This window comes from Actinopolymorpha pittospori (assembly GCF_014873875.1).
Classification (GTDB): Bacteria; Actinomycetota; Actinomycetes; order Propionibacteriales; family Actinopolymorphaceae; genus Actinopolymorpha; species Actinopolymorpha pittospori.
This window is the reverse complement of sequence record NZ_JADBEM010000001.1, coordinates 290,370-302,498: the sequence shown is the minus strand read 5'-3', so window position 1 is coordinate 302,498 and position 12,129 is coordinate 290,370. Positions and strand designations below refer to the sequence as shown.

General features: G+C 66.2%; 16 protein-coding genes. 12 read left to right on the top strand and 4 right to left on the bottom strand.

The window, feature by feature from the left end; all coding sequences use genetic code 11:
- Positions 1–44 precede the first annotated feature (44 nt).
- Positions 45–335 carry an SDR family NAD(P)-dependent oxidoreductase gene (locus HEB94_RS01465; RefSeq protein ID WP_337917437.1) on the top strand — a complete coding sequence of 97 codons (291 nt, stop codon included), beginning with the start codon at positions 45–47 and terminating at the stop codon, positions 333–335.
- A 24-nt stretch (positions 336–359) separates the two neighbouring features.
- The gene (locus HEB94_RS01460; RefSeq protein WP_192748284.1) at positions 360–1,067 is read left to right on the top strand and encodes a transposase; all 708 of its coding nucleotides are present in this window, start codon (positions 360–362) and stop codon (positions 1,065–1,067) included.
- Between the two features lie 162 nt (positions 1,068–1,229).
- Here the strand turns inward: HEB94_RS01460 and HEB94_RS01455 are convergent, their stop codons facing one another.
- Positions 1,230–2,816, bottom strand: a complete 1,587-nt coding sequence (locus HEB94_RS01455; protein ID WP_192748283.1) for a Na+/H+ antiporter — start codon at positions 2,814–2,816, stop codon at positions 1,230–1,232.
- A 354-nt stretch (positions 2,817–3,170) separates the two neighbouring features.
- Between HEB94_RS01455 and HEB94_RS52125 the strand changes: the two genes are divergently transcribed.
- On the top strand, positions 3,171–3,305 hold the full coding sequence (locus HEB94_RS52125; RefSeq protein WP_273374704.1) for a hypothetical protein: 135 nt from the start codon (positions 3,171–3,173) through the stop codon (positions 3,303–3,305).
- A 209-nt stretch (positions 3,306–3,514) separates the two neighbouring features.
- Here the strand turns inward: HEB94_RS52125 and HEB94_RS52120 are convergent, their stop codons facing one another.
- Positions 3,515–3,649: a hypothetical protein gene (locus HEB94_RS52120; protein ID WP_273374702.1), complete on the bottom strand. Its 135-nt coding sequence runs from the start codon at positions 3,647–3,649 to the stop codon at positions 3,515–3,517.
- 770 nt (positions 3,650–4,419) lie between these two features.
- Here HEB94_RS52120 and HEB94_RS01450 point away from each other — a divergent pair.
- Both HEB94_RS01450 and HEB94_RS01445 read left to right on the top strand, forming a co-directional pair.
- Positions 4,420–4,626 (top strand): hypothetical protein, encoded by a 207-nt coding sequence (locus HEB94_RS01450; protein WP_192757179.1) that lies wholly within the window; start codon positions 4,420–4,422, stop codon positions 4,624–4,626.
- 41 nt (positions 4,627–4,667) lie between these two features.
- Positions 4,668–5,534 (top strand): alpha/beta fold hydrolase, encoded by an 867-nt coding sequence (locus tag HEB94_RS01445; RefSeq protein ID WP_192748282.1) that lies wholly within the window; start codon positions 4,668–4,670, stop codon positions 5,532–5,534.
- Between the two features lie 537 nt (positions 5,535–6,071).
- On the opposite strand, the gene HEB94_RS53265 is transcribed toward HEB94_RS01445, so the two are convergent.
- Together HEB94_RS53265 and HEB94_RS01435 are read right to left on the bottom strand one after the other, a co-directional pair.
- Entirely contained in the window at positions 6,072–6,167 is a 96-nt protein-coding gene (locus tag HEB94_RS53265; protein WP_192748281.1) for a DUF2171 domain-containing protein, read from the bottom strand.
- A 157-nt stretch (positions 6,168–6,324) separates the two neighbouring features.
- Entirely contained in the window at positions 6,325–6,546 is a 222-nt protein-coding gene (locus HEB94_RS01435; RefSeq protein WP_192748280.1) for a hypothetical protein, read from the bottom strand.
- A 439-nt stretch (positions 6,547–6,985) separates the two neighbouring features.
- Here HEB94_RS01435 and HEB94_RS01430 point away from each other — a divergent pair, with 439 nt between their 5' ends.
- The 7 genes from HEB94_RS01430 (at position 6,986) to HEB94_RS01400 (ending at position 12,088) form a co-directional block, all read left to right on the top strand.
- Complete coding sequence (locus HEB94_RS01430; RefSeq protein WP_192757178.1) at positions 6,986–7,264, top strand: DUF6328 family protein; 279 nt, start codon at positions 6,986–6,988, stop codon at positions 7,262–7,264.
- A 562-nt stretch (positions 7,265–7,826) separates the two neighbouring features.
- On the top strand, positions 7,827–8,159 hold the full coding sequence (locus HEB94_RS01425) for a plasmid stabilization protein (RefSeq protein WP_192748279.1): 333 nt from the start codon (positions 7,827–7,829) through the stop codon (positions 8,157–8,159).
- 172 nt (positions 8,160–8,331) lie between these two features.
- Entirely contained in the window at positions 8,332–8,607 is a 276-nt protein-coding gene (locus tag HEB94_RS48865) for a Rho termination factor N-terminal domain-containing protein (RefSeq protein ID WP_202896047.1), read from the top strand.
- 317 nt (positions 8,608–8,924) lie between these two features.
- Positions 8,925–9,092: a hypothetical protein gene (locus HEB94_RS01415; RefSeq protein WP_192748278.1), complete on the top strand. Its 168-nt coding sequence runs from the start codon at positions 8,925–8,927 to the stop codon at positions 9,090–9,092.
- 49 nt (positions 9,093–9,141) lie between these two features.
- Entirely contained in the window at positions 9,142–10,608 is a 1,467-nt protein-coding gene (locus HEB94_RS01410) for an Orn/Lys/Arg family decarboxylase (RefSeq protein WP_192748277.1), read from the top strand.
- Positions 10,609–10,622: 14 nt separating this feature from the next.
- Positions 10,623–11,804 carry a zinc-dependent alcohol dehydrogenase gene (locus HEB94_RS01405; protein ID WP_192748276.1) on the top strand — a complete coding sequence of 394 codons (1,182 nt, stop codon included), beginning with the start codon at positions 10,623–10,625 and terminating at the stop codon, positions 11,802–11,804.
- Positions 11,805–11,860: 56 nt separating this feature from the next.
- A complete protein-coding gene (locus HEB94_RS01400) occupies positions 11,861–12,088 on the top strand; it encodes a DUF2188 domain-containing protein (protein ID WP_192748275.1) in 228 nt (75 codons plus the stop codon).
- The last annotated feature ends 41 nt before the right edge of the window (positions 12,089–12,129 follow it).

Sequence of the window (12,129 nt, the reverse complement as noted above, 5' to 3'; positions counted from 1 at the left end):
TCTCCTAGACGACAGTCAGTTACCGTTTCCCCGTCCGGCTCACGGTGGACTCTCCTCCTCCCGTCTCGCCTGGGCTTGACACGCACCGTGGAGCGCTGGTGAACATGCTGTCAGTGGTGAGCTTCCAGGTTGTGCCCTTCAACGCCAGCTATGGAGCGTCGAAGGCAGCTCAGTGGGCGCTGACGAACTCATTGCGGATGGAGTTGCGGGCACAGGGGACGCTGGTGATCGGCATCCACGCCGGGTTCATGCCGGATTCATCGACACCGAGATGGCAGCTAGCGTCCCGGACGACCAGAAGATCCCGGCTCGTGACGTTGCGGTGCAAGGGCTAGACGGCGTCGATGATGCCGCTGGGGATGTTGCGGGATCGTCGCGCAGGTGAAGCGCAGACGGCCCTGCAGGTGCTGACCATTGCTCGAGACCAGCTCAACGCCGACAGGCTGCGGTGCATCAACGCGCTCACCGCCCTGATCCGCGGCCACGACTTGGGCGTCGATGCACGTCGGGCGTTGACCGACTCACAGATCACCATGATCGCGAGCTGGCGTCGACGCGAGGAGCCCCTCGGAGCGGCGACCGCGCGAGCCGAAGCCGTTCGCCTGGCCAAGAGGATCCTTGACCTTGATCACGAGCTGGTCGACAACCGCAACCAGATCACCACGATCGTCGCCGCGCAGACAACCGAACTGCTCGACCTGCCCGGTGTCGGTGCGATCACTGCCGCGGTGATCCTGGCCGTGTGGTCCCACCCCGGCCGGATCCGTAGCGAGGCCGCGTTCGCTCAGATCGCCGGCACCTGCCCGATCCCGGCATCCTCGGGCAAGACAGTCCGGCATCGGCTCAACCGCGGTGGCGACCGACGCCTCAACCGGGCGCTCAACACCATCGTGCTCACCCGGATGCGCACCGACCCCGACACCCGCACCTACATGAAGCGGCGCCTGGCCGAGGGCAAGACGACCAAGGAAATCCGCCGCTGTCTGAAGCGCTATGTCAGCCGCCAGATCTTCCGTGCCCTGGCAGCAGCCCACCGCGCACCCGAGGAGATCGAGTCAACGGCTTGACACGACATAGAAGCATCTGGAAGGACTGAGGGACACCCTGCTTCGGTGTGGTGGCGCGATTCCGCGGCCGCCTTTCACTGGCCGTTCGAGCGCGGGGCAGCGCATACACATCCGGGCCGTCCCGCACGCGACTGACGGACGAACATCCGTCGGGCGCGTCGGTTAGTCGCTGTCGGCGAAGCCGGATAGGCGTACCTCCTCCGCGTCCAGGCGGGCTTCCAATCGCAGCCGCACCAGGTCGTCGATGACCCTCTGGTCGCGCAGCCGCAGAATCGTGTCCCGCTTGATCGGAAGCAGCGCCAACCGCAGCGCCGACTCGGGATCGAACCCCATCTCCGCCCGGACCGTCACCTCGGCGCCCTCGCCTGCCGCGACGCGACGCAGCTGTGCCTCATACGATCGTCGTAACGCGTCCTGCACCTCCGGCGGCGCACCGAGCCGGTCGGCCGCGTCGGGCAGCGCGTCGAGCGCGTTTCGCAGGGCTGCTTCCTCGGCCAGCCGCTCCTCCTCGGCCTCGGTCGGATCGTCCGGCAGCCGTGCCCAGTTCACCACCGCCGGGATGGTGAGTCCTTGGACGAGCAGGGTGAACAGGATTACCCCGAACGTCACCGTGATGATCGCCGCACGGCCGGGGAGGGGCCGCCCGGTCACGGTCACCAGCGGCAACGCGAGTGCGGCCGCGAGGGAAACGGCTCCCCGGAACCCGGCCCAAGCCTGCGGGAGTCGATGCCGTGCGGACACCCGGCGGAGCGGTTGCGCCGGACGGCGGTCGACGGTCCGAATCAGGTAGGGAAGCGTGTAGAAGAACAGGAAGCGGGCACCGATCACCGCGAGCACCACCAGACCGGTCAGCGCCAGGGTGCGCCCCCAGGCGGTGGTGTCGAAGACCGCCACCACGCTGTGCAGCTGGAAGCCGATCAGGACGAACAACGAGGCGTTCAGGATGTAGGTTGTGACCTGCCAGAAGCCGAACCCCTGCAGTCGCGTCCGGGCCGAGATGAACCGCGGACCCAGCTGGCTCAGCGTCAGACCGCAGGTGACGACCGCGACGACGCCGGAGGCTTGCACCAGCTCGGCCGGCAGGTAGGCGAGGAACGGTGTCAGGACGCTCAGGGTGTTCTCGAGGACGGGCACGCGCAACGCCCGGCGGGCGGTGACCACGACCAGGGCGACGGCCAGACCGATGACGATGCCGAGCCCGTACGACACGACGAAGCGCACTGCGGAACCGCCGATCGTGATCGGCCGCTCGGTGACGGCGGCGCTGACCGCGACGGCGTACAACACGAGCGCGGTCCCGTCGTTGATCAGGCTCTCCGCGCGGAGCATCGTGAGCGGCCTGCGTGGAAGCCTGCTCGCCACGATTCCCACGGCGGTCGCGTCGGTCGGTGCGAGGATCGCTCCCAGCAGGAGCGCGATTGGCCAGGGCAGCCCGAACGCTCGCGCGACGACGGCGACCAACAGGGCGGTGGCGAGAACCAGCACCACGCTCTGCAGGAGGACCGAGCGAAGATCCCGCCGGATCGTCCGTAGTGAGGTGTTGAGCGACTCCCAGTAGAGAATCGCCGGGAGGAAGAGCAGGAGCACGACCTGGGGCGGGAGCTGGATGCCGGAAAGGAGCGGGACGAAGCCGAGGAACGCCCCGAGGAGGAGCAGGACCAGCGGTTCCGCCACCTGAAGCCTTCGGGCGATCACGCCGCCGACGAGGATCGTGGCGCCCAATATGACGACAAGCTCGAGCCCTTCCATGCGTCTGCCGGTCCGACCGGCGATGCCGCGAGCGCGACCTACCGATCCGGCCTTGGCATCAAGGCCGGGATCATCTGCCCGGTCTGCTGGAAGAGCTCAGCCTGGTCCGCCATCTACTGCCCCTTCGGTGGTTCTCGAAACACCCTCGGGGACCGCCCGACTCGTGCCGTTCCGGTCCATGAGGGTGTACTCGACTACCCTGGCTGTCGGGCCGGTCCGACTGCGGAAGCATGGTGAGTCCCTCACCGGCGCGGACCTGGGTGCGAATGACGTGGCCGACCCAGAGCCTGTCCACTGACGAGCCCAGGCGCCTCGACGGGCAGCAGGCGGGTCGTTACGGCGGCGCCCTCTTTGGTGAGCACCGCCGTGTCGGCGACCCTGCCCCGCCCGTCCCGCGTCGACCCACTGACGTTCCCTGATGGGGAGCTCGGCTCGACGACCAGAAGGCCAACTTCGCTGCGCGCCGAGCTCGCGGCCCGCTACTCCTAACGCCCGCGCCGACGCATGTTCGCGGCCGTGGCTAGCGAACTTCCAGAAGCATGCGCCCTCTCCGGCCTCGGGGCCACCACGGCGTCGGTTAGAACTTGTCCGGGCGTCACCGGACCGCTGTCACAGCTGTCACTCTGTCACCTCGACCGGCTCTGACCTGGGGAAACGCGAGGTCGACGCCGGCGATCCGAGTAGGTGTTACAGACCTGTCACATCCCCGAGCACAACAGCCGCGTTTCGCAGTGCTCGTTCTGGGAGTACACATAGGTCCGCTTCGTGAAGGCCGCGTCCGCGTGACCGAGCCAGGCCGCGATCACCGCGATCGGGACGTCCTGGCGGTGCATCAAGGATTCCGCACGTGTGCCGGGCGTCGTGCGGCCGGATCCTCCGCACCTTGGCCCTCGCCAACAAAGAGGACCAAGTTGCTCCGCGGACTGCCGCCGGCGTGCCCACAGGACCTTCACCAGCTCCGGCGTCAGCGGCAGAGTCCGGGTGTTGCGCTTCAACTTCGGCTGCGAGCTCACCGCCTGGCCGTCGACGGAGAGGCGAGACTCCTCCAGGAGGAGTATGGCTGTCTTGAGGTCGACGCTTGACCACTGCAGGCCCGCGACCTCTCCACGGAGAAGCGCAGGCAGAGCCAGGTGCCATCGGGTGCCGGGACAGAACTGGATAGTGATCGAGCTGGGTGAGCGGTAGCGCGAGGACGTGATTGGTCGGCGCCAGCGCCGTCGCTGCCCGAAGTCCACGTGGCCGCGAAGTGGTGCTGGCTTCGTGCGGGTCAGCGCGGCGGCAGGTAACCCGCGCGGCGTATACGCGGCGAAGTTCTCGTTCCGCTGACGAACCTGCAGGTCAGAGGGTGGTGGGTTGGGTGGAGACACGGACCGTCGGGTGCGCTTAACGCGTTATTCGTTCAGCGACACGTGATACGCGCGGCTACGCAGCCCTCCCGTTCACCGTGCCGCCGCCGATCTCGATCTCGACGGGTGGCGCGAGTTGTGCTGGCTCTAGGGTGCTACGGGTGGATCAGCGGTACTAGGGGTCGGTGACGCGGCGGTGGACGATCTCGACCTCCTCATCGGCGGTGGCGGGCGCAACCTGATGCCGATCCTCGACGGTGCCCTTGGCGTCCTTCTGTAAAACCGTCGGCTTCGCCTACACTGGTTCGAATCCAGTACCTGCCACACCGGCTGAAACGGCCCCTGGCCTGCGCAAACAGGTCCGGGGCCGCTCCTTTTGGGAGTTCACCCGCTACGGCCTGGTCGTCGCCGCCGTCACCATCGCCCTGGCCGTGCCCTACCTCTGGCTCCGGTACCTCCTCTGATCCCGGTGAGGGCGTACGGACGACGAAAGGTGGAGGAGCGAATGGGGCGTCCTGGTATCGCGGCGGAACGCGAGACGGCGGTGGCGCGACTCGACGCGGGGGTGGTGGAGTACCGGCTGGATCGACGTGGCGAGACGTCCGTGCTGGTGTTCCACGGTGGTCACATGCGGGCCGGGCTCCCCTTGGGCGAGGAGGTCTTCGCGGAACTCGGGTGCACGGTGCTGGTGCCGTCCCGCCCCGGATACGGGCGGACGCCCGTCGGCACCGGCAGATCTCCGGCCGGGTTCGCCGATGCCAGCCGGGAGTTGTGCCGCCACCTCGGCATCGAAGGCGTGGCCGCCGTGGTGGGCGTCTCTGCGGGAGGACGGACCGCGATGGCGATGGCCGCGCGGCACCCGGAGCTTGTCCGACGGCTGATCCTGCAGAGTTCGGTGGGTTTCCTGCCCTGGCCGGACCCGCGTACTCGGCTGATGGCTTCCGTCGCCTTCAACCCGGTGACCGAACGCGCGACGTGGGCGGCCGTGGCAGCCATGATGCGCCACGTGCCCGCGCTCGGCCTCCGGACGCTGGTGGGTGACCTGTCCAGCGAACCGGTGAACGTCGCTTTCGCGAGTCTCGGCACCGAGCATCGGGACCTGCTGCGTTGGCTGTTCTCCCGGATGCGGTCGGGGCGCGGTTTTCGCAACGACCTTCGCCAGGTCGGTACTGACGGGCTGGAGATCAGCCAGCCGACGCTGGTCGTCGCGAGTCGCAAGGACGGCTCCGTGCCGTTCGCGCACGCCGAGTCGCTCGTCGCACGGATTCCGAACGCCGTGCTGGTGGCGAGTGAGGCAGCCAGCCACTTCATCTGGCTGGGCAGCGACTATCCCGCCATCGCCGAGCAGATCTCGCGCTTCGTAGCGTCGTGACTTCTCGGCTCCGCGATGCCCTAACCAGCGCGGCGGACCGCCCGCCAACACAAGAAGTAGTAATTAATTGGCAACAACCGTCTCTGGCTTAGGTGAGGAGTTCCTCCGCGATGAAGCCGGAGCCCGGGGCGGGTGGCACCGCAGAGTTTCGTCTGTGATGTGAATTACTGGTGTGTGCCAGTTTTGGCGCGATGAACCCCTCCTGGTAACGGCAGTGGCCGGCACCGTACTCCGATGAGTAGCGAGATCAGGGCGACCACACGGGCGAGCGCATGGAAGGAGCTTCGGTCGCGGTGGGTGAGCGCAACTCCGCGTTTGAGGCGGGAGTGTCTTCGAAAGATGCGGCGCGGTGCCCCTAAGCCGTTGCGAGAAAGGACGACCAAGGCATCCCGCTTGAACCACCCTCAGGGATCGATCTGGACGAAGCTTTACGCAGCAAGTCGCCGGCCTCGCAGGAAGGCATGGCGAGGGCTCCTTGCCGCCGAAGGTGGCGAGGATGGTGGAGGCGATGTCCTTGCGTGACGTCATCTGCTAGCCCTACTCGGTGGCCGCGTCGGACTCGCCCATCTTGACTTCGTCGACGGTGCCAAGCCGCTTGCCCTCGGCATCAACCACGGGCATGTCCTCACGCACTAGAGTGATAGGGCCCTCGTTGCCTCCAGGGGTGTCGCCATATCGCTCCCCTTTCAGACAGCGCGGGCAGTCCTAGGTCATAAGGACCTTCGTGTCTTCGTGCTGGGATGTACTTGAGCGGTTCGGATAGGGGGCTTGCAGAGCGTAGGAATATGGGCTACAGTCGACTGCGCAGAAGTTCCTTGCCCTGCTCGGCACCCTTGCGGCTCTCGCCTTGGGCGCGGCGGAAGAACTCCGCCAGCTCGCTGTCGCCCGCACGCTCTGCGTCCTGGGCATAGGTCTCGAGCCGCAGCGCGTTGCTCAGGCACCGCTCGACGAACCAGACTATGTTGTAGTCCTTGTCCTTCGTGCCGGTTATCTGACCAGTTTCCTGGGACATCTGTTCCTCCTCGGGTTGGTTCTTGCGGTACTCCTACCCGATCAAGCGAGCGAATCACCTGACAGAAACGACTCGCTGGCGCGAACTGAGGGAGCTCACAGTTTGGCGCCGTGACTTATCCGGCTGGTCGTCGTGACTCTGGTGCTCGGTGTCATCGGGCGGGAACTGGGCGGTTTCGTACCTGACCCTGTCCTCCCGGCCCTTCAATGGCTGCTCACTCGTACAGCAAACTACCGCGCAACCGGGCTTGTTGCGAACCGCCGAGGGGCTCGACAAGGCGGCTTCCTGCTGCGACGGATGTTCATCGTTGGAAGGGGGACATCTGTCTTCCGGATGGACGCCGTGTCGCGTCAAAGGTGAGTCGAGAGCTGGAAAGCCGCGGGGACCCTGCGGTTGACTAACGGTGGTCAGAGGCCGCTCTTCTCGGCATGATGCGGCTATGGAGTTCCCAGCGGTCAGCGGTGGTGAGGAGCACGGGCCGGCGCGTCCGGGTGAGTCGCCGGTGCAGCGTGCCGACCGTAACTTCGCCGAGTTGATCGCGGAGTTGCGGGTGCTGCAGACCGGGGTGCAGTTCCTGTTCGGTTTCTTGTTGATCCTGGCGGTGCAGGCCCGGTTCGCCGATCCGACCACGTTGTGGCCTTGTGACCTATGGGTAACAGACTTGGGCCCCGGCTGGTCACTGAAGGACGCATCGACCGGGACCCTCATCGCCCGATAGACCAATGCGGCGGGGGTCGGGTGCGTGATCTCCCGTGGTCGGAGTCGGCCGAACGATCCGGCGTGGGATGCGGGACGCCGGTGTGCGGGCCCGGATGGCTGGCCGCCTCCATGGCTACCTTTCCTCGTCTGGCCTCGGTCTGCACCTATGAGAGGCTTGCAACCCAGCCACCCGTGCGTCGCCGTACGGCCCGTTCTGGATAGGCGTTCAGATCCCGCCAAGTGCCCCTTAAGGGCCGATGGGTAGTCAGGTGTCGGGTTCCAGTGGCGGCTCCGGACGGCGCAGCCCAGGAAGCAGCACCTACGCCGAAAGACCCCAGCCTGTGTCACCGTCGAACGACCCGGTGTCGGACGAGGCAGGCTGTCCCTGCGCTGGGGTGGACGTGTTGACGGTCCTCGAGGATCTCGCGACCACCTAGGCAACCAAACCTGACAGATCGGGCGATCCGGCGCGGCGGCCAGTCGTTGCGGCTAAACAATGTCCTCGGTAGCGTCGACGATGACGGAGTTGTCGACATCCAGCGGGTGACGGCGACACGAGGTCAGCGGAGTCGGAGGTTCCGATGCCTCAACGGGCTTGGAGTTCGAAGCGGGAACGACAGTACGAACACGTAAAGAGCTCGGCGAAGCAGCGCGGCGCCGGCGAGGACCGAGCCGAGGAGATCGCCGCGCGGACCGTCAACAAGAGCCGCGCCCAATCCGGCGAGTCCAAGCAGGCCAGTAAGGAATCCGTGCGGGACATTCCCCCGCAGCGGCGTGGCGGTCAACGTTCAGGAAAGTCCGGTCCCCGTGGGCAGACCAAGCAGCAGCTCTACGGTGAGGCCCGCCGACGCAACGTCAAGGGACGCTCGTCCATGTCCAAGCGACAGTTGGAGAACGCCCTCGGCTACCGCTGAGCAACCTGCCGAAGCAGATTCGACTGACCGTCCGCCCGTCCGCGTGATCTAGTGCTCATGATTGTACGGACATCGAAGGTCCAAGGGTAGCCCACTGTATGTAGGTTCCCTGGTTGAAAGACCACATCCTCCTGACCGTAGGGCTCACAAGGTCACTAAGACGGGAGGCATCATGACCCGTAGGCAGGCCGAGGCGGCGCGGCGGAACGTCGAGAAGGCGCAGAAGGCGGCCCGCGCCAAGAAAACGTTGACGAAGCTTCCGAAGCAGACGAGGCGGGATCTGGGGCACCAGGCCGCTATGTCGCGGCAACGCGGCGGGCAGCCCGGCCACAACCTGGAGGACCGCACCCGACAGGACCTGTACGAGGTCGCCAAGTCCAAGCACATCGAGGGCCGTTCGAAGATGGGCAAGTCCGAGCTCATCGCGGCCATCCGACGGGCCGGCTAGCACTGTGAGGGCTGCAGCTGTGGTCGTGTCTGTTCTCGCCCGAGCTCCACGTGACCGGCCCGACGGTACGGATCCGACTCGTCGTTCCACGGATGAAAAACCGATCCCGCACTGCTGGAAGCCTTCCGGAATGCGGCGGGAACGGTAAGACCAGCCAGGCCGGCTTCAAGGTCTGCTACGGCCCGGACGCCGCGCAAGAACGTGTGACCGCCCACCGGCTGTGGGCCACGAGCAACCGCCCGGCGAACTCGCCTAGATGCTGCCCACCCCCGAACAGTTCGTGCAGGCCTCCACCCTGATCACCGAGGAGATGGTCGGTGACGCCATCGTCTGCGGCGACGACCTCGACCGCCCACGTCGCGGCTGTCCGCGAGTATCTCGACGCGGGATACGACGAGGTCTACGTCAACCAGATCGGCCCGAGGCAGCAGGACTTCTTCGACTTCTACGGTAAGGAAGTCCTCCCACGCCTACGCCAAGGCTGACATAACCCGTTAGCACCAAAGAATCTTCAGGAGGAGAGGGGCCACCCACGTGGAGCACTCTGAAGCACCGGTCCTGCAGGCGATCAGGGACTACCGCGCGGAGGACTATGTCACGTTTCTGCCCCCGGGCCACAAGCAGGGCCGAGGGGTGGATCCTCGAGTGGTTGCCGTCGTCGGTCAGGACGTGTTCGCCTCTGACATCATCCTCATGAACGGTCTCGATGACCGGCGCATGGGACAAGGTGTCCTTGCCCGAGCAGAGGCCCTGATGGCCGACGCGGTGGACGCCGCCCACGCCTACTTCTCCACGTGCGGGAGTTCCTTGTCGGTCAAGGCGGCCCTGCTCGCCGTCGCCTGCCCGGGTGAGAAGCTGCTCGTGTCCCGCAACATCCACAAGTCGGCAGTCGCGGGGCTGATCATCAGCGGCGTCGAGCCCGTCTGGGTCCATCCTCGCTGGGACCCCAAACAGGAGATCGCACACTCACCCGGACCGGATGCAGTCCGGCGGGCGTTCGAAGCCGAGCCTGACGCCGAGGGCATGCTGCTCATCACGCCGACCGACTACGGCTCGTGCGCCGCCATTGGTGAGACCGCGGACGTCTGCCACTCCTATGACCGGCCTCTGGTCGTGGACGAGGCGTGGGGGGCACACTTTCCCTTCCACGACGGTCTGCCGTCCTGGGCGATGGACGCCGGCGCGGACCTGTGCGTGACCAGTGTGCACAAGATGGGGAACGGTCTCGAACAGGGTTCGGTCTATCACCTACAGGGTCACCGGATCGCACCGGAGGTCCTACAGGCTCGGGCTGACCTGCTCGACACCACCAGCCCATCAGTCCTCATCTACGCCGGCATGGACGGCTGGCGTCGCCAGATGGTCGAACACGGGCACGGTCTTCTCGACCGAGCACTCGGACTCGCCCAGGAGGCTCGGCAGGAAATCTCCAGCATCACTGGTCTCCACGTCCTGAGCAGGGAGGACCTGGTCGGCCCCGAACTGGCAGACGATCACGACCCACTCAAGCTGATGATTGACCTGTACGACCTGGGCCGCTCGGGTTATGAGGCCAACGAGTGGTTGCGGGCGAACCATCGGGTGGACCTTGGCCTGTCCGACCATCGGCACGTCGTCGCCCAGATCACCGTCGCTGACGACGAGGAGACAGTCGGCCGGCTGGTCACGGCGCTAAGTGATCTCGCCGAGCGTGTCCAGGAGGTCCCCCCGGCAAGACGCGTTGAGATACCACCTCCGGGCGCCCTCGAACTCGAACAGGCCATCCTGCCTCGGGACGCGTTCTTCGGGCCGGTTGAGAAGGTTCCGGCCGAGCAGGCGGTCGGACGGATAGCAGCGGAGACACTCAGTCCCTACCCACCCGGCGCACCGACCGTCGTGCCCGGTGAGGTGATCACGCAGACGGTCATCGACTATCTCCGCAGCGGCCTCGCCGCCGGCATGTACGTTCCGGACGCGACGTCACCGAATCTGGACGTCCTCCGGGTGGTATCCCGCCAATGAAGAGGTGATACAGCATGAAGGCAGTCGTCTGGCACGGCACACGCGACGTCCGCGTCGAGGAGGTCCCCGACCCACGGATCGAGGAAGCCACCGACGCGATCATCCGAGTGACCACGACCGGGATCTGCGGATCCGACCTCCACCTCTACGAGGTGCTCACACCCTTCATGACCGAAGGCGACGTCCTCGGGCATGAGCCCATGGGAGTCGTTGAAGAGGTCGGGGCGCAGGTCACCGCCATCCGGCCCGGCGACCGCGTCGTCGTCCCCTTCAACATCTCCTGCGGGCACTGCGCCATGTGCGGCCGGCAGCTCTACAGCCAGTGTGAGACGACGCAGGTCCGCGAGTACGACAAGGGTGCGGCTCTCTTCGGATACACGAAGCTCTACGGCCAGGTGCCGGGAGGACAGGCGGAGTATCTCCGGGTACCGCAGGCACACTTCGGACCCATCAAAGTACCCGAGGGGCCAGGAGACGAACGGTTCGTCTACCTCTCCGATGTCCTTCCCACCGCCTGGCAGGCGGTCGACTACGCAGACGTCCCACCTCAGGGCACGGTCGCGGTCTTCGGACTCGGCCCCATTGGCCAGATGTGCTGCCGGATCGCAGCCCACCGCGGCGCCCGCACGGTGATCGGCATCGACCTGGTGCCCGAGCGGCTACAGCTGGCCCAGAAGTACGGCATCGACGTCGTCGACCTGCGGGGCACCGACGACGTCGCCGCAGCCGTGCGTGACCGCACCGGCGGGCAGGGCGCGGACTCGGTGATCGACGCCGTGGGCATGGAGGCACACGGTGATCCGGTCGGCAAGATCGCCCACCGGCTCACCGGCCTGCTGCCACAGCCCGTCGCCGAGCAGCTCACGGAGAAGGCCGGCGTCGACAGACTTGCCGCGTTACACACCGCCATCGACACCGTCGCCCGCGGAGGGACGATCTCTATCAGCGGTGTCTACGGCGGGATGGTCGATCCGATGCCGATGATGCAACTGTTCGACAAGCAGGTGTCCATCCGGATGGGTCAGGCGAACGTCCGCCGCTGGGTCGACGCGCTTATGCCGCGGCTAGGAGACGACGATCCACTCGGGGTTGAGCAACTCGCCACCCATCGCCTTCCGCTCGACCAAGCTTCGGAGGGCTACGACACCTTCCAGCACAAGCGGGACGGCGCTGTGAAGGTGCTCCTGACCCCCTGAGCCGCCGACTTCCTGAAAGCCGAACCTACGAAGGAGAACCGACTACCGGAGACATCATGGCCAGCGACCGAACCGTCTACCGCGTCCAACCGGAGGCTCATGAATGGAAACTGACCAAGTACCGGGAACGAATCCGGCGCTTCCCGACACAGGCCGCAGCCGTGGAGGATGGCCGCCAGGCAGCTCGGGCCTCCCAGCCCAGCCAACTGGTCGTCCATGATCACCCTGACAAGATCGAGACGGAATCGACCTACCAGGACAACCCCTTCCCACCACGGGGATGACACGCCGCAGGAGCGCACCGTCCCGCCATGAGATCAACATG